This is a genomic window from Mycoplasma paraquilae (genome assembly GCF_048284415.1).
Classification (GTDB): Bacteria; Bacillota_I; Bacilli_A; order Mycoplasmatales; family Metamycoplasmataceae; genus Mycoplasmopsis.
Window position 1 is genome coordinate 1 of the sequence record NZ_JBLVZU010000005.1, and the last position, 24,981, is coordinate 24,981.

Below are 24,981 nucleotides of genomic sequence, written 5' to 3' on the forward strand. Positions count from 1 at the left end.
TTCCTGGAGTTGTTCCTGGAGTTGTTCCTGGAGTTGTTCCTGGAGTTGTTCCTGGAGTTGTTCCTGGTTGTGGTAAAGGGGTAGAAGGCTTTTTATCATTATTAAGTAAATTTTTAATGTTATTATTTAGCGCATCTTTTTGAGCATTGTAAAATTCACCTAACAATGTCTTATATTTTTGATTAAAGATGATATATCCAGGATATGTTGAAATATTTTGGGTTGCAGAATATTGGCTAACTAAGGCATTTAACTTGTTTAACTTATTTAAAAAAGTTTCATCATTAATTGAATTAACTAGTGAGGTAAAGGCATGTAGATTTGTTTTAAGTTCATTTCATAGTTGAACAACTGTTGCATTTTCTTTTGCTAGTTGTGATGTTATATTAGATGTAACTGCATCAATAGCTTGTGGATCGCTAGTTATAAATAAATCATTGTTGACATCATAAACTTTTGCAAATTGTGCTTGCATGTTTTTCAAATACTCTTGGTTTGCTAAAAATAATTCACTGCTATTATATAAAGATTGGTAAGTTTCAAAATCTGTATATCCATTAATTTTTAGTTGGTTAGCAAAATTATATTGTTGAAGTTGTTGCAACATAAAATAATTATTATTTATTTGATTAGTATCAAAATTATTTATTGATTGATTTAATGAAGTTAATAGTTTTAATAATGTGCTAGCATTAGCATTATTGCTGATTGCTGCAGATTGTTTATCTATTTCTTGTAAAATGGTTGGTGCTAATTTAGTTTTTAAAGTATTGTAATTTGTTTTGATATTTGCAAGCAATAGATTTCCACTCAAATTATTTACAGCTGTAGTTAAATTATTTAACTGAGTTTGAACTGAATCAATGCTAATTGATAAAGCTAAGTCCTTTGCAATTGAATTTATATAGGTTTTAGCATATAAATTCATTTTGTCAAAGTTTGCTTGTTCTTTCACTGTTGAAAATTGATATGCTTTTTTAATGTTATCACTAAGCGCTCTTTGTTGTTCTGTTAGTGTTGTGGAGTTATCAGGATTATTAAAATCATTAATTTTAATTAAATTATCTATTTGGTTTAAATTATTTACAATCACGAGTTGTACATCACGGAGTTGCAACATCGTGTTATATCAATTATCGAAGAAATATAGTTGAAGTGTGCTAAGCGCATTTGAACTGAGATCTCTAATTGCATTTGAATTTTGTAGTGCAGCATTTAAGCCAGCAATTTCACTAAATATTGCATTAGCTATTGGGGTTTGAATGTTCATCGCAATATCAGTAATAATTTCTTGAGCATTACTTAACAAAATAGGAACATATGTATTTTCATTATAAATTTTTAGATAATTTTGAACTTGTTTTAATATTGCGTTACATTGGTTTTCTAAATTATATTTCTCGATATATCCATCTTGTTTAAGTTTGCTAATAAAGATTGGTGCTTGATACATAACATATAATGAAATATATTTTTCCATTAGTAGTGATGTTTTATTGTATGCACTTAAAGCAGTTTTAATATCTGTAATTTTGTTAATTTCTTCAAAAGTGCTTTTCGCTTCTTCTGCTGTGAAATATTTTTTTGAGATTTTTGAATTCATTGAGTTTAATAATGCGGTTTTAAGTTGAGAAGCTCAACTATTCATTTGCTCAGAAATATTATTTTTCATTTCTACTAATTGCTCATAAGTGTAATTGGCTGAACTTGGCGTTCCATAAGATAATAAATTAAAAAAGTTAGATATTTGTTGTTGTCCTTGAGTTAATTGCATTCAAGCATTTGAATTTATAACATTTTCATCAAATGGTAATCTTTGACTTTGACGAACAGTTTGTGTCATTGAATTTGAATCAGTGTATAGGCTGTATATTTCAAATATTACTTTATACATTTTAACTAGTTCAGGAATTGAATGTATTTTATTAACTGTGGAAATGCATATTTGAGCAAATAGTTGAAGAAAATATTGTTCATTAAATTCAACCAGTTGTTTATATTGCTTATCAACATAATCTTTAGCTTTCTTTTTTAATGTGTCATATTGTTGTGTTAGTGCTGTCATGTTATTATTCAAATCATCGGTTTTTGCACTTGTAATATTATCTAATAATGAATTAACTTGATTTTGAACATCTGTGATTTGATTTTTTAAGGTTGCATCATCATCTGGCAAAATATTGTCTATATAACTTGCACTTATCTCATTTATTTTGCTTTGTTTTTGTATTAAAGCAATAATTGTATTTTTTAATGCATTTATTTGTTCTTGTGTTCCATTTGGGATAGCATTAATTGCTTTATTAATATTTTCTTTTTGTGGATCAGTTAAATTAGAATATTTTGCGATTTCTTTTTTAATTTCTTCCCTAGCAGCTAGCACATTTTGATCGGGGCTATCATTTGTAGTTGTTGCTGATAACGATATTAGTGTTGATGGCACGACAATTGCACTGCTGATTGCAGTACTAAGTAAAATGTTTTTTAGTTTCATAGTATTTACCTCATTCCACTTTTATTCTACCACTTATCTTTTTTTCATATTTTCTTAATTTATAGAAAAAAATCAGGCCAAATAGGCCTGAAATTAAAACTCATTAGTTAATTTGCTTTTTCTAATTTTCTTTTTAAAATCATATCAAAACTTAAATAAAAACCCAAATATCACAAAAGCAAGATAAGAAACTAAAGAAACAGTGTTTTTAATTCCTCAATCTTCGCCCAAGATTCAAGGCAGATAAAATAGTAATAATAGAAAGATGATAAATAATAAGTCTAAAATATAAATTATTTTTTCTCATACTGGAATTTTAGGAATACGTTTTTTTCGTTCTAAAACAAAAGCAACATTAAAAGTAATTATATCCTCTATAAACAAGGCTGTTGAACAAGCTATTATTGTTCCGTCGAAAAACTCTTGCTTATGTTTTTCATCTGTCATAAGTGAGGGAACGATTCATAAAATAACCATTGATATTAAAACGACAATAGTTGAAAAAACAATTGCATTTTTAAATTCATAATTTTTATTTCTTTTGGCTAGAAAATTAGGTAAGTAACCATCTTCTGCCAGTGGGACGATTCTACGTGCTGTTGAAGCACTTTGGAATAATTTATAACTTAAATCATTACACAAGAATCCTATAATAAACAAGACTACACCCGCTGTTCCTAAACCATAGGTATAAATGTTGGCAATGTTTGGTCCAGATGAACCAGTTTTTAAGTTTTCTGGTAAGAATAAGTAAAGGGTGAAAAAGATTAAATAAAAGGCAAATATTACTACGAATGAGATTATTAATATTTTTCTAAAATTTTTAAATTTGACATCCTTTACCATAGCGGAAACATCTTCAATACCTGCAAAAGCATACATGAATAGTAATGTATAAGAAATAATTAAACGAGGTTGAACAGTATTATTTATTTTAGAATTAGGTGCAACATTGATTTGAGGCAATGTTGGCTCTTTAGCAACTGCAACCATCATAATTATTATGGCAAGTAGCAAAATGAATCATTTAAAACTTGAAGCTATATAAATGATTTTCTTATTAGTTTTTAATCCAATAGTTGATAAAGCAATAATTGCAATAAATAAAACTATTGATGCTACCCGAGTAATTCATATAACTAAATCATAATGTTGGAAGCTTTCTTTTGAAGGTAAAACGATTTCAATTGCATCAACTAAAAATAATGGAGCTATTGCTGAAAGCAATGGAGTTTGTATAAACTGATTTCACCCAACAAAAAACACCAAGTTATCTAAAAATTTATTTTTAGGTCTTGTAGCATTCTTTTTTGCTACCTCATCATCAATGTGACGTGCAAAAGAGTATGAACCACCATAATGGTCATTGTAAGTATTGGCTAGTCTAGAATAGGCTAGTGCTATCCCAAAAACACAAAATCCTGCTAACAATAGAACTAAATAACCTCAATATGCTATTTTTAAAACAGTAGAAATAGTTGTGATAAAGCCAAGGCCTACGACAAAGTTTATAGTAAAAAATGTAAAGCTTTTTTCTGTAAATTGTTTTTCCATAACTTATTTTTTGCTAAAAGCAATAATTTCGTTAGGTTCTTTTCCTTCAAAAATTACTTGATAGATTTCTTCATAATTTTTTACAGGAATGTATTCTAATTTTTCTTTAATTTCAAGTGGAACATCTTTTAAGTTTTTAACATTTCCAGCTGGAATAAAGATACGTTTTAATCCTTTAGATGATGCTGCAAATGATTTTTCTTTTAATCCACCAATTTCAAGCACTTTCCCACGTAAAGTGATTTCTCCTGTCATACCAATTTCATTAGAAACTGCTCTTCGTGAAAGCGCTGAAATGATTGCGGTTGTAAATGTGACACCAGCAGAAGGACCATCTTTTGGAACAGCACCTTCAGGCACGTGAATATGAATTGTGTTTGATTCAAAATCAAATTTATCAACTCCAAAATGTTTAGCATTTGCTCTTACATAAGTTAAAGCAATTTGAGCAGATTCTTGCATAACTTCTTTTAAAGAACCAGTAAGTTTGATTTCTGATTTACCTTCATAAGTGGTTACTTCAATTGGTAATGTTGAACCACCAAATGAGGTGTAAGCTAATCCAGTTACAACACCTGGAAGATTATCTTCTTCTTTTTCTTCATCTTTATATTTAATAACACCAAGTAATTCTTCTAAATCACTTATTTCGATGTTATATGAAGTAATAGCTGGGTCATTAAGTTTTTTAAGCACGATTTTTCGAGCAATTTTATCTAGAGTACGTTTTAGTCCACGAACCCCTGCTTCCATTGTGTAGTGCTTAATAATAAATTCTAATGTTTCATCTGAAATTTTAAACATTCTTTTACCTAAACCTGATTGTTCAAGCACTTTAGGTACTAAGTATTTTTTAGCAATATTAACTTTTTCGCTTAGTGTATAAGCTGAAAGTTCGATAATTTCAACCCTATCTACAAGGGCAGGTGGAATGTTATCAAAATAGTTAGCTGTAGCAATGAAAATACATTTTGAAAGATCATATTCATGTTCAAGATAGTGATCTTGGAATTTTGTATTTTGCTCTGGGTCAAGTACTTCTAACATAGCACTAGCTGGATCGCCTTTAAAGTCTGAAGCCATTTTATCAATTTCGTCAAGTAAAATAACTGGATTTGATACACCGACTTTTGTGATTCCTTTAATAATTTTTCCAGGCATTGCACCTACATAAGTTCTTCTGTGCCCTCTGATTTCTGATTCATCATGTACCCCTCCAAGAGAGATTTTAAGGAATTTTCTTCCTAATGCTTCAGCAATGGCTTTTGATAGAGAAGTCTTACCTGTTCCTGGGGGACCAACTAAAGTTAAAATAGGAACATTGTTATATTTGTCTTGTAAGTTTTTACCATTTTCTTTAAATAAATCATGGTCAATTAAGTATTCATTGTCAATTACTGTATATTCATTATTATTTTTGTTTTGTTTCTTAGTATTAATTAATACAGCAAGATATTCAAGAATTCTTTCTTTAATTTCCTCTAATCCATAGTGATATTGGTCTAGAGTTTCTTTAACATGTTTAATGTCTAATAATTCACGTTGAACTTTTCTTCAAGGTAACTTTTTAAGAGTATTTGTGTAATTTTTAGAAATTGCAGCTTCAGGTGATGCTGGCATCATTTCTGAAGAACGTTTTTCTTCTTCTGAAATTAATTTAATAACTGATTCTGGATAAATTGATCTTAATTTTTCATCTTTAATAGTTTTAGTAAAATCATCTTCAACTACATCAGAACCCATTTCTTCAAGATAATCTTGTAATTGTTTAATTTTTTCTCTAACAATAAATTCTTGTTGTTGTTTTCCTAATTTTTGAGTAAGTTTACTGTTAATATCACTATTTACTTGCATTTGAGTAGTGATTAATTCTGTAATTTGAGCAATAATGAATTCAATTGGTCCTTGACGATCTTGGGTATAAATATCAAGTAGGTCAAATTTAACTTTGAAACAAAGTGGATCTAAGAAGTTAATAATAGTTGACATTTCTTCATAAATATATTGATCTGATGATTTAGGTATTTTAGGATCAATATTAGCTAGAAAAATATTTTCGACTTCGGCCATTGTATATCTTTTATTATCATAGCAGTGAGGTTTAAAAGTAACGAATTCACGATCAATAAGGCTTAATGGGTCTTCTTCTGTCATACCATTTGGGAATGGGTGCCCCGGAGTACTTAAATCTTTAATTGTTTGAATAAAAGTTTTAATAGTTTTTACATCTTGAGGTGTATTTGCAAACTCTCTTCATGGTAATAATGGAGGTAAGTCACGAACACCTTGTGCACCGTAAAGTGGTACTTCGAAGGTTTCACCATCAATTGTCACTTTATCTAATTCGATAGTTTGTAAAAGTGAAAAGTTTGAAAGTGGTTTGAATGTAAATCTATAAACAAGTTGTTTATCATCATATTCCATTTTTATAGGTTTGACATAAACACATGGGCTCATTTTAAATTCGTATTCAGTAAGGCCAGTTTCTTCACCTAAACGAAGCATATCGAAACAAATTACAATAGTGTTTTCACGGTTCTCAATATCTAAATGTTGGAAGAATTGATACAATCTTTCAAATTGTTTGTCATTAAATTTAGCTTCAATAACGCCAAAACCATCAACTCCAGTAATTTCTTTTGCAGACACAACTAAAGCAAAAGAGTTAGATGAACGTTCTAATATATGTTCATCTATTTGTGACTCTTCTTTTAGCATGTGATCAAATTTAGAAAAATAATTAATTCCTTCTAAAGCATCAATAAATTCCTCAGTTGATAGGTATTTATATTTTTTAATATTAGATTTTTTTTGCATTTCTTTTCCTCTTTTCTATTTAATTACTAAATTAACAATTTTGCCTGGCACAAAGATTTCTTTAATAATTTCTTTTCCTTCTAACCATTTTGCAACAATTAATTTGGCTTGAGCTTGTACTTCTTCTTTGCTTGCACTTTTTGAAATATGAAGTTCGCCTCTGACTTTACCATTAATTGTAATTCCATAAGTAACTTCATCAAGTTCTAAAGCTTTAGTATCTATAGTGAAGTCTTTTAAGTTAACAAGGTTAAAGTACTTGTCAGAAATTTCTCAAGCAAAGTGTGGAATGAATGGCTCAAGAATGTTTAATAAGACATAAAACATTTCAGTTATTAAGTCAGCTCGAGTAATTTGATCATATTCATTTAAAGTTTCCATAGTTCATGAAACTAAAGTATTAAAAGCGTAATTATTATTTCGATCTTCGAATGTAGCGATTTGCTTTTGCATACCTAAGTATAACTTGTATCTAGCTTTCTTTTCTTTACTTGTTAAACTTGTAACATCAATGTTTTTATAATTTGAATTTGTGTCAATTTCTTTTGAACGTTCAAATAAACGATTGATAAATTTAAAGCATCCTACCACACCTGAATCACTCCATTCAAGTTCTTTTTGTGGTGGAGCAGCAAACAAGATAAATAATCTAGAAGTATCAGCACCATAAGTTGCAATCATTTCACCTGGTTCAACTACATTGCCTTTAGATTTAGACATTTTAGCGCCATCTTTTAGCACCATTCCTTGTGTAATTAGATTGTTAAATGGCTCTCTGAAGTTTACAAGACTAACGTCAGCTAATGCTTTAGTAAAGAATCTAGCATAAAGCAAGTGCAAGATAGCATGTTCAATACCACCGATATATTCATCTACTGAATTTCAGTATGCTAAATGTTGTGGTTCAATTGCATAGTCTTCTCTTAAATAAGTTGGGGTTGTATAACGCAAGAAATATCAACTTGATTCAAAGAAAGTATCTAAAGTATCTGTTTCTCTTTGGGCGTATTCACCACATTTTGGACATTTAACTAAACGCCATTCTTCATTTGTATTAAGTGGGTTACCTTGACCGGTAAAAGTAACTTTTTCTGGTAAAAGCACAGGAAGTGAACTTAATGAAACAGGGTTAGTTCCACATTTGCTACAGTTAACAAGTGGAATTGGTGTTCCTCAATATCTTTGCCGTGAAATACCTCAGTCCCTTAAGTTATATTTAACTTCTGTTTCTAGACTTGAAGAATCAATAATTTGCTTATGGTCTAATTCATAAGCCAAATTATTAAAGTCCATAAAAGCTTTTTGAGTTTCATTTGTTGCAGAAACTAATGTAACTTCTTTATTAGGATTATTTGAAGCAAAGTCTGAAATAATAACAGGTATTTCATGTTTTGAAAATGGGTTTAAAGCTACAAAAGGAGTTTTTAGCATAATTTTTTTAGAAAAATCTTTTTTAACAAAGTTAAGGTTGATTTCTTCTAATGATGCTAATTCATTTTGATCAAAGTAGTTAGCTTGTTTTAAGTCTTCTACCAATGGGTGTTTATTAGAAATAGCAACATAATCAATATTTGAAATTGTAGTTAAGTTATTTTCATATGCTATTAGTTTAGTAGCGGAGCTAAATTTATTGCCTGTTAAATCGAAAGTAAGCTTGTAATCTTCAGTTCTTCCGATTCAATTCTTTTGCATTGTCAAAACTTGTTGAGGCCAATGTCCCTCAAGTTGTTGTAAGTCAGCTAATAATTCATCAGCATAAGCAGTGATTTTTAAATAGTAAGTATCCATTTCTTTTTGGACAACTTCACCATCACATCTTCAACATTTGTTATCTATAACTTGTTCATTGGCTAAAACAGTATTGTCATTTTCACATCAGTTTAATTGTGATTTCTTTTTGTAAATTAAGCCTTTTTCTCAAAGCTTAATAAATATGTATTGTTCTCATTTAGTGTAATCATAATCTGCTGTAATGCATTCATAATTTCATGCAAATGAAATACCTAGTTTTTGAACTTCTTTATCCATTGAATCAATGTTTTCATATGTTCACTTTCTTGGGTGAATTCCATGTTTGATAGCTGCATTTTCTGCTGGAAGTCCAAAAGCATCTCAACCAAATGGGTGTAGCACATTGTATCCTCTACGACGATAGTATCTTGCAATAGCGTCACCAATTGAATAGTTTCTAACATGACCCATATGTAATTTACCACTTGGATATGGGAACATGCTTAAAATGTATTTCTTTGGAAGCGTAAAGTCTTCTTTTGGTTCAAAATAATTGGATTCTTGTCAATTATCTTGTCATTTTTTATCGATAAATTTAAAATCAAACTTATCCATTTTCACTCCTTTTGTTTAATAAGTATTTTTAGAGCTAATTTTATAAATAAAATTAGTTTTATATTCTCATGTAATAAATATATAAATTATAATGCAATTTATTAATATGTTTGCTAAATTAAAAATAAAATATACTGTAAATGAGCCCATGTAGTAGTTAGGAATGCCTAGAAAGAAGTATTTAAAACTATTATCATAACTATTTGCTAATTCATTTAAGCTAAAACTCTTAATTAATGACAGCATGTAAAAGTAAATCAAGTTGAATAAAAAAGTATTTAATATAGGCATAATAATACTTACCGCAAGGGCTGAAAGTATCATAACAAGCAGTACCTTAATTAGAGGAGAGCTAATTTTGGCTCAATTAACTACTCTATATAATAAATAAAAAAATCCAAAAAAGAACAATTGCGAAACAAAAACAATGAAATTCCCTAAATATTCTATTCCGATCCCAGCATTCATTGTGATTGCAGAGCTAATTAAAGGTACGATCAAAAAACGAGAAAAACTTACAACGAGTGCAAAATTTAATCCTATATATGTAAAAACAATAAAAATGGGCACTAGAGATAAATTAAAACTTAAAAAGGAAGTAAATTTTAAAAATGTGCTTACTATTGATAGAATAATTGCAAGTGCTAACATAATTCCACTAAATGCAATTTTATAACTAGGTCTTAAAGCTCTATTCCAGCTAAATTTTAAGAAATTTTTCTTTGTATTATCGATGTTTTGAATTTTATTATCTGTCATATTTATTCCTTATTTTAAATTGATTCTTATTATATCTTTTATTGTAGAAATATGATAAAAAAACTAAAAAGTATATTTTTAGCTAAAAAAAATACATTTTTATCACTTTTTTATTTTAGCTAATTCCGAAATATTTAAATTACTAAAAAGTAATATAAAAGTCCTAAAATTATGGTATAAATTATTTGCAAGTATAAATGTAAAATTTAGTAAAATTTTAGATATTTTCAATATTAAAATATTAGAGGTTAGTATGAGTAAAATTACAAGATATGAAAATAACAAGCCTGTTTATGATAAGCAAGCTGCTCTAGAATATCTAGATGTTATTAATAATTTCTTACAAGATTACCTAGCAAAGTCAAAAGCTGAAGGCTTTATTGTTGGTATATCTGGAGGAATTGACTCAGCATTAGTTTATGCAATTGCAAAAAACTTAATGCCACAACGTACTTATGGTATTGTGATGCCAGTTGGTCAAATGCTAGAAAGCGATCTAAATGACATCGCTAAATTAGAAGCAACTTTTTATGACAAATTTGAAGTAGTAGATCTATCAAAGACGTTTAATGCAATTTACGATGCTGTAGCAATAAGTAACCCACTTGCAATTGCTAACATTAAACCAAGACTAAGAATGACAACATTATATGCAAAAGCACAAGACAAAAATGCTTTGGTGCTTGGAACAGATAACCTAGATGAAACTTATATTGGCTACTTTACAAAATATGGAGATGGTGGAGTTGATTTACTTCCAATCTCAAGATTAACCAAAGGTGAAGTTCGCTTCTTAGCTCAATTGCTTAATGTTCCGCAAGAAATTATTCAAAAAGCTCCTTCAGCCGGGCTTTGAGAAAATCAAACAGATGAAAATGAACTTGGCTTTTCATATTCGCAACTTGACTTTTACTTAGACAACATTGAAAATAAAGAATTAATATCTAAAGTTTTATCACAAGATATTATTGATAAAATTGAACACAAACACGCAATCTCTCAACATAAAAGAGATGCGATTTATAAACCATCAGAAATTAAATAAATATAAAGGAGAAATTATGGCAGGACACTCACACGCAGCCAACATTATGCACCGTAAAGGTGCCCAAGATGCAGCAAGAGGAAAAGTATTCCAAAAATTATCAAAAGAAATTTATGTAGCTGCACAAAAAGGACCAGATCCAGAATCAAACCCAGCTTTAAAACTAGCTATTGCAAAAGCCAAAGCAAAGAACATGCCAAAAGACAACATCGAAAGAGCTATTAAAAAAGCTGCTGGAGATAAAAACTCAAGTGCATTCGTTGAAACAGTATTTAACGCAACAGTTAGTGGTGGTGCAACATTTATTGTTGTTACACTTTCAGACAATTTAAATAGAGTTAAATCAAATATTCAAGCTTACTTTAACAAACAAAATGCAACACTGGGGAAAACTGGACAAATCCCATTTGCCTTTGACAAAAAAGGAATTATTGAAATTTCTAAACAATATGTATCAGAAGATGACATCATGATGGTCGCTCTTGAAAATGGAGCTGACGATGTTGAGGTTGCTGAAGAATCATTTGTTATTACTACAGCCCCTGAAAACTTCTCAGATCTAAAATCAGCTATTGAATCTTCATTAGGTGTTACTGAATATTTACAATGTGAAGTAACTTACTTACCAAACATGTATGTTGAATATGATGCTGAAAAAGAACAAAAACTTCTTGATTTTGTTGAAAAATTAAAAGATGATGATGATGTTCAAGATGTTTATCACAATATTGATGTTAAAGAAGAGTAATGTCTCTACAAGATTTATATCTTAGATTAACTGATTCTGTAGGAGGTAATCAATATTTAGCAACATTTATAGTAGTATTGGTAACATTACTAATTTTGCTATCAATCCCAACCTTGCTTTCATTCATTTTACCTTTATTCCACAGACTCAAAGATCGTAAATTTAAAAGTTTTACATTTTACTTATATGCATTTTCAACAGGTTTCTTTATTGCTTTAGCTTTATTTGGATTTTTACGCGAAAGTATTGAAACTTCAAGCCATGGTGTGCTTGATAATTATCCAGCTGCAGCTGAAAATAAAAATATTGTTTATGGATTTAATATTGCAACAGTAGTAACAGGGTTAATAGTTGGATTACTCTTTTCATTCACATTAAAATTTGTTATTACCTATCGAATCAATAAAGCTTTGAAAAAAGACAAGAACATGAGCATTTTCGTTCATGAACACGGAAGTCATGGACATAACCATGGTACTGGTCATGCATTCGTAATGAAAAATGTTGAAAACTCAAAAAAAGCAAATAAAAATAGTTTAACTATTTTTAAAGATAAAACAGTATACACGGGTGATAAATATATTCACCATCATGATCATGAAAATCACCATCATGATCATTCTCACCCCGACTATATTTTTGGACAAGAAGAAAATTTAGCTCAAGCAGAAGAAGCAATCATTTATAAAACTTCACCAAAAATGAAAGTTATTGCTTTACTTTTATTACTTACACATAGAATTCCTGAAGGAATCTTACTTGGATATAACTTATCTTTAGCTACAGAAGGAAAATTAAATAACCTTTCAACAGCTTACTTTATTTCATTAGTCCTTCATCTTTTCCCTGAAGAATCCATTTTTTACTTCAGATTAAGAGAAGCAGGATTTAGTAAAGTTAAATCACTATTGCTTTCCTTTTTAGGATTATCACTCTTCTTGCCATTTATGCTGATTGGAGCCTATGCAGGTGCAAAAATCAATGATTTATGATGACTAAAAGCTGGTATGTTTGCAGCAATTGCTGGAATTTTCTTATTTACTTCAATTGTTGAATTTATTCCAGAGTTCTATCACAACCATATTGAAAAGAAAAAATGATTTTTTATTCTTTTTTCATTATTCGTGGGAATCATTGTAGCAGTGTTTATTCTTTCTTTCCACTCTCACTAATGGAGTGGAATTTTTCTTTAACTTTTTCTACTGCAAGAAATTTTTTTCATTCGCTTGTATAAAAATTAGATATTTTTTTAATATGATATTTCTTTTTTATGAATGTTGTATTTTTATATTTTTTCTTGAAACAAATAAAATTAATTTAGATTAATCTAACATTTATACATTTATTTCTATTTTATTGGGCTATACATATTTTTATTTTTTTAAGGAAGTGAAATAATTAAATAGAGAAATAAAATATTGTTCAAAGTTAAATAATTGAACAGCTATCAAAAGGATGTAAATATGAAACGCAATAAGTTATTTATTTTATTATCATTAACTTCAATCTCAAGTGTTGCAACATTGCCGTTAGTAGCTGGATCTTGCAACCACAATAAAGTTAATGAAACAACCCCTGAAGTAAAACCAACTCCACAACCAGGAACAGACCCCGGAAATAAGGGTGGTGATAAAGAAGCTCCAGCACCTAGCACTATAGTAACAGATGGTAATATTTCATTTGATACTAAAAAACATGTTTTAACAATCAAAGATGTTAAAAAAATAACACCAGATTATTTATGAAATCTTTATCAAGATCAAGAAAAAAAGAAAAAACTAAAATTAGAATATGAAGATGGTATCTTAATTGGAGGTATTAAATTAGTTTGCCCAGATGCAACTGAATTGGTAACAGTTTCAAAAGATGTACCTGGTTTACCAATTAAAAGCATTGAATTTCCTAAATTGGAAAATGTTATAACGACATTGCCTAATGAAACTTCTGATATTGGATTATTCAATTTAATAAAAGAACTAGAAGGAGACAAAATTGTTCAAAATGGTATTTTATTAAAATGAAACAATGCATATGGCGATATTAGTGATGATACCATTACAACAATTATTAGAAACGCATTTGACGCAACTACTTATATAAGCAAGATTAATTTGCCAAATTTAAAATTTGTTCAACCTTATGGTTTTGGAACAATTGACAAAGAACCATTCCCGATGATTGAAGGGAAATTAATTATTAATAATATAGTTGTAAAATGACCTGGAGCAAATGGAAACATAATTGATTCAGACATAACAGAAATTTATAATGATGCCTTCAAAGATAATAATAGTCTATATACGGTAAATTTTGATAATGTAACAACAGTGTGTGATGGTGCTTTTGAAGGATCACAATCACTTGGATATATTAAATTCCCTAAAGTTAAAACCATAGGAAGCAGAGCTTTTGCAAACTGCTGACATTTAAATGAAGCTGATTTACAAGAGGTAGTCACAATTGGCGAAAGTGCTTTTGAGGATGATACTGAATTAAGTCAAATAACATGTCCAAATGTTAAAGAAATAGGAAAAAATGCATTCAATAACACTCCAAAATTAGAAACAAAGCCAACTGTAAAAACTGAATAAAAGAATAATAACAGCGCATTATTTTGCTTCAAATTAGCAAAACTATGCGCTGTTTTCTTATACAAAATGTGACTGGAAGTTGTTTAAAATTGAAGAATAAATATCTAAATTAACTTAAAGGAAGTTATCAAAAAGATTAAAGTAATTTGCCCCTTTAACAAGAATTAATTTATAATTTAAATATTACTGAAAGGAAGCGATGCGAAAAAAACAAAAAGTTTGAATTTATTCTGGATTAATAACATTATTTATAATAATGTTTATCCTTTTGATTTGAGCATTAGTTAACCTACATACAGATAAATTGACTGGTATTTTAGTAATACTAGGAATGTTTGTGGTTTTAGGAATTGTAATTATGCTGCTATATTTTGCAGTTTATAACTTTGCTAAGTCAAGAGAACTGATTAATAAGTCATTTAATGGTTTCTTGGAAAAGATTATGTCAAATAATAATATTGGTCTAATTATTTATGACATTGATCAAAACATAGTTTGAACCAGCAACTTTATTAAAAATAAATTTCACAAAGATTTTATTAATGTCTCAGTTAATGAGTTTTTCCAAAAGATAGATAATAATTACAAAAAAGAAGTTGATATGAACCAAACTAAAATTGAGTTTGATAACAATAAAAATATTTATGAAGCTCAGTTTTGACCTTTATCAAACACAATTGTAATTCGAGATATTACCACTGAGCATTTATTCAAAGTAGAATCATGAGAACAAAAGCCAGTTGTGGGAGAAATTGAAATTGATAACTATCAAATGTATCAATCAATTCTTTCTGAAGAACAAATTTTCTTGATTAATAAAATTGTTATTGACACTATTAAAGAATATATGGAAAAATACAATTTGATTTATCGTCAATATACAAATGGGAAATTTGTTGTTATTACTAATGAAAAATCATTACAGGAAATGTCGAAGGATAATTTTAGTTTATTTACTAATATTTATCAAAATATTAAGGACCCTTCAATTAACAAATTATCGCTAAGTGTAGGATTTGCTAGAGGATGATCTTCATTGAAAGAAAAGCTTGAGCAAGCTAAAAAAGCCTTAGTGCAAGCTCAAAACAGAGGTGGGGATCAGATAGCTATTTTTTCAAACACTCAACCAGCTGTTTACTTTGGATCAAATAGTGAAATTATGTCAAACAACAATCGTACTAAGATTAAATCAGTTGCTTTAGAATTTGCAAAACGTTTAGAAGAGGAAAATATTGAGCAAGTAATTGTATATGGTCATCAATTAGCTGATTTAGATGCACTGGGTTCCGCTTATGCTGTAGTCGAAATTGCTCGCAGTTTTGGTAAGAAGGCTTATATCTGCAATATTACATTTGACCAAACTACTGAGAAATATTTAGAAGAATTAAAAGCTAATGGCTTTGATGAAAAAGTCTTTATTAAACCAGCGCATGCAACTAAGATTACAGATGGAAATACATTAGTTGTTTTAGTTGACAATAATGATGTATTACGTACAGATAACAAAGACGCAATTATCAATGCAGCCAGAAATAATATTTTTATCTTTGACCATCACCGTGTGGGGAAAAGCATTGATTATTGTCCGATTACAAACATTTACATTGATACAACAGCTTCCTCAGCATCAGAAATCGTGACTGAAATTATGACTTTTATGGAATATAAACTTAACATTAGCCAAATTTGTGCACAATTATTGCTCAGTGGTATTTTCTTAGATACCGCACAATTTTCAAAATCTGTAACAACTCGGACATTTGAGGCTAGTGCTTGACTTGAATCACATGGAGCTAATGTTATTAAGTCAGGTAATTTGCTAAAAATTGATGATGAAACTGAAGAGCAAATTCAGGAAATTTTAAATAATATACAAGAAGTTAAAAAAGGTTACTTCCTTGCCTATTGTGACTTAGAAGTTTCAAATGATGTTATTTCAATGGCAGCAAATGAAATTTTAAAAATTAAAGGAAGAGTAGCTAGCTTTGTAGTAGCTAGACTAAAAGGAACCAAATTATATAAACTAAGTGCCAGAGGTATTGGAACTAATGTGCAAATAATTTGTGAACAAGTTGGGGGTGGAGGACACTTCTCAACAGCTGCAGCTGTCTCAGATGAAGAACTTGAAACCTTCGTTGACAATATTAGACATGCAATTATTACAAGTGAAAGAGAGATTAAAGATGAAAGTAATATTAATTAAAGATTGTAAAGATGGAAAAGCTAATACTATAGTAGAAGTATCAAATGGATACGGATCAAACTACTTAATCAAAAATGGCTTTGGTGTTCCATATAATGATCAAACAGTGCACCAATTAAATAAAAGATTAAATAATTTAGTTGCAAATGAACATGAAAACAGAAGTAATGCTTTAGAACTAAAGGAAAAACTAGAAAAGTTAGTGCTTAAATATACACTTGAAGCCAATACTGATGCTAATGGAAATTTAAATGTACATGGCTCAGTTTCAACAAAAGATGTTGACAAAAAATTAGCAGCTTTAGGTTTTAAATTAGATAAACACGCTTTAAGTAAAGTCCGTTTAGTTTCAGAAGGCCCACATGATATAGAAGCAGTACTTTACAAAGATATCAAAGCTAATATCAGAGTAGAAATTACCATTAAACATGTCAAGAAATAGACGTTTTTTTGAAGATAAGCCATACCGTAATATTTCTGGTGATTTAATACCATTAAAAGACACTTTATTTCACAGTGAAAGTGTTGAAAGAGAAATATTAAGTAATGTATTAAATGATTTAGATAAGCAAGGATTAGCATTTGATTATTTGGATCCACAAGCCTTTTTTAACCAAGCATATTATCAACTTTTTAAACTAATTAAAACCACCCGTAGTGCTTCAAATAATAAAACTATCACATTTGATTATAATGATGTTAAAAAATTAATTGAAGCCCATAATACTGAATTTGAATATAGCGCACTTTCGCTTGCGATTCTCAATAAGGTAGCATCTTCATTTTATAATGATGATAATTTTATAACCAACATAGAAAAACTAATTGAACTGCAAAAAATGCGTAATTTAGAGTCGTTTTATGCAGAATACATTAAAGCATTTGGTCATAATAAAGAAATCAATTGGGATAGCAGTATTCAAGATTTACAAAACTTTATTGTAACCAATAACAATATGTCAATTCAAAACTCTGAATTTATTCCGCTAGATGAAGCAGCCTTTCAATTAGCAGAGCACATTAATTCAGTTTTACAGAATAAAGACCACCAAGATCAATTTTTATACACAGGCTTTTATTCAATTGATAAATATGTTAAAGGAATTAAACCTGGTCAATTTATTATTCTAGCTGCACGTCCTGGTGTTGGAAAAACAGCTTTAGCTTTAAATATAGCTAAAAACATCGTTGACGAAGCTAATAAGAATGGGGAAGTAAAAAATGTTGCTTTTATTTCTCTAGAAATGCCAACTAGCGAGCTTACTAGTCGTTATTTATCAACTTCAAGTGGAATTGAACTTTATAAAATTCAAAACCCTAAACTAATTAGCAATAGTGATGAAGCTTTAAAACTATTTCATACTATTGAAAATATGAAAAAAGAAAGCGTTGTTTGATTTGATGATGAGCCAAAAAGCAACATTACTGAAATTATCTTTAAAATACGCCACTTAGCTAAAAACCTTGATGGTAAACTTGATTTAGTGATAGTAGATTATTTACAACTACTTTCAGCTGGTGATGCTAGTGGTAATAGGCAAAATGAAGTTGCAACAATTTCACGTTCTTTAAAAACACTTGCTTTAGAACTAAAAGTGCCAATTCTTGCTCTTTCACAACTATCTCGTAGTGTTGAAAATCGGGAAGATAAGCGTCCTCAACTAAATGACTTGCGTGAATCGGGGCAAATTGAGCAAGATGCTGATGCTGTTATTTTCCTAAATAGAAAGCCTTTAAAAAAGGGAATATCAGAAGAAGAAAGCAATAAAAATGAACATATTCCAGTCGTTGTTACAGTTGCTAAGAATAGAAATGGACAACCGGGTAGTGATACTTTAATATACACTGGTAAATATGTTAAATTTACAGATGAAAATGAAGGGAACAAATATTAAATCATGGACAGTTATTCCAGTCTTATAACTAATTTAGAAACCTCAACAAATATAGCTTCTAGCAGCGTTGACAAGCCACTGATTACAGGTATTGTTGCAGCTGTATTAATCTTATTATTTTTATTAAGTAGCATATTTTCAGGTTCAGAAACTGCTTATAGCACTATTTCCCCTGCTAAGTTGCATGATATGCAGGATAAAAAGAAAAAGTTTGCTGTTTTAATCAACAAACAAGTTAAAAAGTATAATCAATTATTAAGCACAATATTAATAGGAAATAATTTAGTTAATGTTGCTTCTTCAGCATTAACTTCTTATGTGCTATCACTTTATTTTGCTGAAGGTGATCCGATGACTGTAATAATTTCAACAGTTATTGTTACACCTATTTTAGTGTTATTTGGAGAAATAACTCCAAAATTAATTGCTAAAAGTAATCCGGAAAGATATTTAACAATCTTTTGTATCTTTAATGAAGTGATGTTTTGACTCTTTTTTCCACTTACTTATCCAATTAGTAAAATGTCAAAAAATGTTTACGTAACTAATTCTGAGGAAGACATTAAGTCGATGCTTTCATTAGCTCAAGAAGAAGGTGTGTTGCAAACTGGAGAAAGTATTTTAGCGCAAAATGCCTTGGATCTTGACTCAACAAAAGTTTCTCAGCATTATATTAGAATGAAAGAAGTCACAACAATTTCTTCAAAAAGTAATATAGCAGACGCACTTGAAATTTTTAAACAAACTAATTATTCTAGAATACCAGTAGAAAAAGATGGACAATTAATTGGTATTGTGCTATTGAAAGATATTTTTAACTTGAAAAAAGGTCGTGTCATTGACTATATGAAACATGTGCCTTTGGTTTCAGCTAACTCGATTTTATCTTCTGCTCTTGAAAAAATGAGAGCTGCACGTGCTCAAATGGCTTTTGTGGTAGAAAATAACAACAGTACAGACGTTTTAGGCATCATTACAATTGAAGATATTATTGAAGAAATAGTAGGTGAGATTTATGACGAGTTTGATGATGATGAAGAAATCTATGAAGTTTCACTTGAAAAAGCTCGGGTACAATCGAATGTTAAAATGAATGATTTATTCAAACAACTCGAAATTGATGACGAGTTAATTTCACCAGACGAAGAAGACATGGACTTGCGGAGCTTTTTACTCAAACGCACTGGAGCTAAACGTCTTTATAAGAATGCTAGATATACATTAGCGGATGAAGTAACTTTTAAAGTGGTTGAAATTGTTAAAAATAAGAAGTTTTCAGCCTTTATTGAAGTAAACAAGATTTAATTTCCCTAAAATTATAACAAAATGCACTTGTGCTTAATGCAAGCGCATTTTTAATGTCACGCAGTGATTAAAACCCATTATCTTATCTAATGGCATGGAGATAAATTGATCTAAATATAAAAAAGCTGGCAATTTCTTGCCAACTTTACAAATGAAATTTATTATGTATTTAGCTTATTAAATAACTATTTTATTAATCTTCGTAATATTTGAAAGTAATGTGATTTTGTTCACCTTTGAAATAATAGTTCTTGTAATTTCCGAGTTTTTTTGGCATCGTCACTTCTGTTAAACTTGTACATCCCTTGAATACGGATTCACCAACTAAACCAGCATCAATATTCTTAGGTAGTATAATACTTTTTAGGTTTTTACATCCATTAAATGCGGATATACCAATCTTTGTAACAGATTCTGGTATAGTTACTTTTTCTAAAGAAGTACAATCTTGAAATGCTTGGTCTTCTATTTCGGTTACTTTATCTGGTATAACAATTTCCTTAAGAGAAAATGCATTTCTAAACATTTGATTACTAATTTTTGTAATATTTGAAGACAATTTAATAGATTCTAATGCAGTATCATTATAAAATGCCCCATCACCAATTTTTGTTACGCTATCTGGTATTGATATAGTTGTTAAATTACGCATATTTGCTAATGCAGATGGTTTAATTTCTACTACGCTATCAGGCAATGATACTTCACGTAAAGAATGTTGTAAATCATTACGAGTAAAGACGTCTTTTCCTATTACTTTGACTCTGTTATCAAGATTTGCAGGTTTATTGATTGGACCTTCTCATTTTACCAAAATACCATTGCTTGGATCTCCTTCAAAAACTTCAAAGTCTTTTCCGTTTAAAGCATTATATTTTTGTTTAAGTGTTTCAATTTGTTCATCAGTTTCATTAAGATTTTTATTTTCACCATAAGTTTTATTTAAAAGCTTTTTGCTTGCTTCTAATTCTTTGTCAAATTCCTTGTGATCAGTAGAGTCGTTAATGTATTTTATATCTGTTTTTATAGCGTCAGCTTTTGCAATTAATTCACTAAGCTCATGCATTTTATCGTTTAATGCTTTAGCATCAGCATCAACTTTTTCAAATTTATAAGTTTTTAGCTGTTCTTTCATTGAATTTAATTGAGCATTATTTAAATTATTGTATTCAGTTCATTTTTTAGCTTTTTCTAATTTAGCGTCACCATTTAGGTTTTTCTTTTGAGCGTCGATATTTTTAGTAATTTTTGCTATATCTTGGGTATTTGTATATGTTTCATAGTTTGCTTCAGAAACTTGAATGGCTTTAGTGTAGTTGTTTTTTAATTCTTCATCAGAGTATATATAGTTATCAGTTTTCAATACATTTTCTTTTTCATCTATTGCTGTTTTTAGAGCCAGCATATTAGTATCTAAATTAGTTATTTGTTCCTTAATAAGATTGCATTGCTTATCTAATTCTGCTTCTGAATTATATTTTGTCTCCTTAATTCCTTCAATTGCTTGTTTAAAATTATTTCTTTGAACTGGATTTAAATTTTTAGCTTTTGAAAGCACATCATTTAATGCTGTGATCTTTAGTTCTTTATTAGTATCACCATTTAAACTATTAAATGCATCTAAAAGTGTTCCGTAAGCTTTTGTTACACCTTTTAGAAGTACATTGTGACTAAATTCATTTGATTTTGTAATCATCGAAACATTGTTATATGCATTATCAAATTCAGTTCTGAATTCTTGAGATGAAAGTACATAGTTTTCATGATTAGTATCATTTTCTGATTTTATATCCTTAACTTGATTATATAAATCATTAAGCTTTTTCATTTCGTTATTTAAATCTTTTAAGTCTTCTTTAAATTTTTCGATTGATGGCACTTGAATCTTACTATTTTTATTAATTAACTTAATAGTTTTATCATTTGGACTTAAATAAGTTAATGCAATTCCTTTTTGCTCTTTATTAAGTTCTGGATAAGTTTCATCAAAACTTTCTAATACTTTATTTTTTTCATTCCGAAGTTTAACATCACCATTTAAATCGCCTTTTGCAGTTGTTATTTTAATGACATATCCTTTGACTTCTTTGAGGTCAGCAGATAATATTCCTTTGTCAATATTATTGAATGAATTTACATAATTATTTTGATAATTGCTATCTGCATTTCAATAGTTAGGACTTTGTTCGACATCTGCTTTTTCATTTTTTAATGTCTTTAAAGTCTTTATATTTGAAACTAAATCATCAATTTCTTTTTTCATTACATCTTTAAATCTTGTGTTAAAGTCAGTTAGAGAAGCATATTTGACGCTTGTGTTTTCTTTTATTTTGTTAACTTTTGTAATTAATGCATTTTGTTGCTCTTCACTTAATTCTGCAGAATGAATATAGTCAGTTAGCTCAGTAATTGCCTTATCGATATTAGAGTTACCATTTAGCTTTCCAAATGCAGTTTCTTGTTCTTTTACTAGTTTATTTAATTCATCAAGAGCTTTGTTTTCACCCTTTTCTTTATCAATAACATCTTGTAATGGTTTAGCTGCAGCTTTAAAGGCTTCTTTTAATGTATCATCAGCTACGTCATAATTATTTTGTACTTCATTTCCTAAAGTTTTATCAAGTTTATCAGTAACTAATGTTTTAACTTCTGCCATCTTTGCATCTAATTGTGAAGCTTTAGCTTTTAATGCTGTAATGTCTTCTTCGGTTTTAGCGACTTTGGCTTGTTCTTTAAAGGCTTGAATTTGCTTGTTGTTTAGGTTTTTGTATTCATCAAAGCTACTTACAAGTTTGTCACCAGCCTTACCATCAAGCATGTTAATAGCAGCTTCTAGTTTGCCTGAAATATCTGTAATTTTGTCATAGTTCAAGGTATCTTGTGTAGTGCCTGAAACAAGATCGCTGGCAGATTGTATTGCGCTATCAACTTGTTTGTGTTGTTCTTGACCTAAACTTGTGTATGCATCATGATATTTATGTCCATTTTTGTTAATACCTTTTAATAAATTGTATGAGTCTGTAAGCTTTTTCATTGCGTCATTATCTTTTGAAAATTCAGCTTTCATTTCTTCTAATGAAGCATCTTTTTCATTTCCATATTTAGCAATAAATTTAACTTTTTGATCATTTAATTTATTAGTTGCTTCTGTTCTTTGGCCTTCTGTTAAGTTTGGATAGTTTTTGCTTAAATTATCAATAATTTCTTTTTTAGCACTTGCAAATTTAGCATCACCATTTAATTTACCTTTAGCTTCAGTTATTTTTGTAATAGCTTGGGTAATTAAACTATTATCTTCAGTTAGTTTGTCTAGTTGTACTTTATCAACTTCACTTGTGTATCCATCTTGTAGAGTTTTATCAGCATTTATGAAGTTTGGTGTTACAATAACTTGTGCTTTTTCAGTTGTCAATGTACCTAAAGTACTCATATTTTGACTTAAAGTGTTAATTTTAGCACTCAATGAAGTTTGGAATTTATCTTTAAAGTCTTTTAAGGAGCTATATTTGTTCTTGTTTTTGCTTAAATTATTTATTTCAACAGTTAAAACACCTTTTTGAATAGTATTTAAGTTTTTATCTTTAGTTAATGCATCATTCAATTCTTTAATTGCTTTGTTAATATTTGCTTCACCATTTAATTTTTCAAAAGCAGCTTGTTGCCCTTCTACTAGTTTATTTAATTCATCAAGAGATTTATTTTCACCCTTTTCTTTATTAATAACATCTTGCAATGGTTTAGCAGCACTTTTGAAGGCTTCTTTCAATGTATCATCAGCCACATCATAATTATTTTGCACTTCATTTCCTAAAGTTTTGTTAATGGTTTGACTTACTAAGGCAGAAATATCTTTCATCTTAACATCTAAGTTTTTAGCATCATTTAAAACATTTAATATTTGATCTTCATTTTTTATTAATGCTTCTGATAATTCGGATTTTAAGAAATTCTTTTGATTATTATTGATGTTTTTCAACTTATCAATTTCATTAATAGCATTATTAATTTTTTGCCCTAAACCTGAATCAAAACCTTGAGAAAGTTTATCAAAGGCACCTTGTAGTGTTTTTAGAACTTGTTGAACTGTCTTTTGATCTTTGTTTTCATTTAGTCCTTTATCTTTTGCGATATTTTTAGCATTATTTCAAGCATCATCAAAAAGCTTCTTAGCTTTTGAATCAGCATCTTTGTATTTTTTGTTATTTACATCATTGACATCATAAATATGTTCATATTTTGTAAAAATTGTATTTAATTCCTTCATTGAAGCATTTAAATCACGAAAGATTTCAACTAATTTTTTAATATTAGGTTCAGTTGTTAATGTTGAATTATTAATTTTAGTTTCGAAATCCTTTAATTGATTTGAGTTTAAGTCAGAAAAGTTTTCTGCTGCTTGTTTTAATGCTTCATTTTTTTCATTTTGCAATTGAGCATCGCAAATTTCTTTGGTGTTATTTCTGATAATGTCTGCATTTCTCGTAATATCTTCATCATTATTAAGATCTGTATTTTTCAAAATGTCTTGAATTAACTTATCTATTTTTTCTTTAGATTTTGAATCTGTTAATAATTCTGATATTTTCTTGACATTATTAATTTCATCCTCAAGGGCACTAATTTTGTCAATTTTATCTAAAGCATCTTTCAGATTTCTGGTTTTATCTTTCAAGCTATCATTAGGCTCACCATTTGGATTTGCAATTTTATTATCTTTAATAACTTTTTGCAAATATGGCTTAGCAAGAAAATTTTGATCAGTTAGTGTGTTAAGTTTATTAGTTGCATCAGTCATAACCTTTTGATAGTCACTAATATATTTCGGATCTTTCACATTCTTCTTAAACCCATCAGTGCATCCCGCTGTAGTAGCAAGAACTATACCTGAACCAATAATGAGTCCAGCTATACCTGCTGTGATGTTTTTGATTTTTTCGTTCTTTTTAGTTTTCATATGTTCTCCTTACTTTATTTTTATATTTTTATTATATTCTTTTTGCAAAATTAAAATTAGTTATAGAAGATTAAATGTGGAATAATGTTTTATTTCCACATTTTCATATTTAAAGTAAATAATCCTAAATTTAAGCTATATTTGTTTTTTTAATCAAGTGGATATTTAAATATGTTTTAAAATTTTTTCAAAAAAAGTCAAAGATAAAAATATCTATATAATAATTACAAGGAGAAAAATATAATAAATTTATTTAATAATAAAGTATTC

14 protein-coding genes are annotated in these 24,981 nt (G+C 28.9%); 8 read left to right on the forward strand and 6 right to left on the reverse strand.

Annotated features, from left to right (window positions below):
* The 5 genes from ACNQ12_RS02770 to ACNQ12_RS02790 all read right to left on the reverse strand — a co-directional run.
* A partial coding sequence (locus ACNQ12_RS02770) for a hypothetical protein (RefSeq protein WP_418042142.1) occupies window positions 1-2,494 on the reverse strand: 2,494 nt, incomplete at its 3' end.
* 93 nt (window positions 2,495-2,587) lie between these two features.
* The gene (locus ACNQ12_RS02775; RefSeq protein ID WP_418019095.1) at window positions 2,588-4,048 is read right to left on the reverse strand and encodes an APC family permease; all 1,461 of its coding nucleotides are present in this window, start codon (window positions 4,046-4,048) and stop codon (window positions 2,588-2,590) included.
* Between the two features lie 3 nt (window positions 4,049-4,051).
* On the reverse strand, window positions 4,052-6,865 hold the full coding sequence (gene lon, locus ACNQ12_RS02780; protein WP_418037153.1) for an endopeptidase La: 2,814 nt from the start codon (window positions 6,863-6,865) through the stop codon (window positions 4,052-4,054).
* A gap of 15 nt (window positions 6,866-6,880) precedes the next feature.
* Window positions 6,881-9,211 (reverse strand): class I tRNA ligase family protein, encoded by a 2,331-nt coding sequence (locus ACNQ12_RS02785; protein ID WP_418037155.1) that lies wholly within the window; start codon window positions 9,209-9,211, stop codon window positions 6,881-6,883.
* Between the two features lie 15 nt (window positions 9,212-9,226).
* Complete coding sequence (locus tag ACNQ12_RS02790) at window positions 9,227-9,970, reverse strand: MPN527 family putative ECF transporter permease subunit (RefSeq protein WP_418027432.1); 744 nt, start codon at window positions 9,968-9,970, stop codon at window positions 9,227-9,229.
* 253 nt (window positions 9,971-10,223) lie between these two features.
* Between ACNQ12_RS02790 and nadE the strand changes: the two genes are divergently transcribed.
* The 8 genes from nadE (at window position 10,224) to ACNQ12_RS02830 (ending at window position 19,757) form a co-directional block, all read left to right on the forward strand.
* The gene (nadE, locus tag ACNQ12_RS02795; RefSeq protein WP_416754189.1) at window positions 10,224-11,015 is read left to right on the forward strand and encodes an NAD(+) synthase; all 792 of its coding nucleotides are present in this window, start codon (window positions 10,224-10,226) and stop codon (window positions 11,013-11,015) included.
* A gap of 16 nt (window positions 11,016-11,031) precedes the next feature.
* Window positions 11,032-11,763: a YebC/PmpR family DNA-binding transcriptional regulator gene (locus tag ACNQ12_RS02800; RefSeq protein WP_416754187.1), complete on the forward strand. Its 732-nt coding sequence runs from the start codon at window positions 11,032-11,034 to the stop codon at window positions 11,761-11,763.
* Window positions 11,763-12,935 carry a ZIP family metal transporter gene (locus ACNQ12_RS02805; RefSeq protein WP_418027436.1) on the forward strand — a complete coding sequence of 391 codons (1,173 nt, stop codon included), beginning with the start codon at window positions 11,763-11,765 and terminating at the stop codon, window positions 12,933-12,935. Before ACNQ12_RS02800 ends, ACNQ12_RS02805 begins: the two co-directional genes overlap by 1 nt.
* A gap of 291 nt (window positions 12,936-13,226) precedes the next feature.
* The gene (locus ACNQ12_RS02810) at window positions 13,227-14,354 is read left to right on the forward strand and encodes a leucine-rich repeat protein (RefSeq protein WP_418037157.1); all 1,128 of its coding nucleotides are present in this window, start codon (window positions 13,227-13,229) and stop codon (window positions 14,352-14,354) included.
* A gap of 199 nt (window positions 14,355-14,553) precedes the next feature.
* Complete coding sequence (locus ACNQ12_RS02815) at window positions 14,554-16,557, forward strand: GGDEF domain-containing protein (RefSeq protein ID WP_416754183.1); 2,004 nt, start codon at window positions 14,554-14,556, stop codon at window positions 16,555-16,557.
* Window positions 16,538-16,999 carry a 50S ribosomal protein L9 gene (rplI, locus tag ACNQ12_RS02820; RefSeq protein WP_416754182.1) on the forward strand — a complete coding sequence of 154 codons (462 nt, stop codon included), beginning with the start codon at window positions 16,538-16,540 and terminating at the stop codon, window positions 16,997-16,999. Before ACNQ12_RS02815 ends, rplI begins: the two co-directional genes overlap by 20 nt.
* Entirely contained in the window at window positions 16,986-18,452 is a 1,467-nt protein-coding gene (locus ACNQ12_RS02825) for a DnaB-like helicase C-terminal domain-containing protein (RefSeq protein WP_416754181.1), read from the forward strand. The genes rplI and ACNQ12_RS02825 overlap by 14 nt, the downstream gene beginning before the upstream one ends.
* Window positions 18,453-18,455: 3 nt before the next feature.
* On the forward strand, window positions 18,456-19,757 hold the full coding sequence (locus ACNQ12_RS02830) for a CNNM domain-containing protein (protein WP_416754180.1): 1,302 nt from the start codon (window positions 18,456-18,458) through the stop codon (window positions 19,755-19,757).
* Between the two features lie 193 nt (window positions 19,758-19,950).
* Here ACNQ12_RS02830 and ACNQ12_RS02835 read toward each other — a convergent pair whose 3' ends face one another.
* Complete coding sequence (locus ACNQ12_RS02835) at window positions 19,951-24,711, reverse strand: leucine-rich repeat protein (protein WP_418037162.1); 4,761 nt, start codon at window positions 24,709-24,711, stop codon at window positions 19,951-19,953.
* Window positions 24,712-24,981 lie beyond the last annotated feature (270 nt).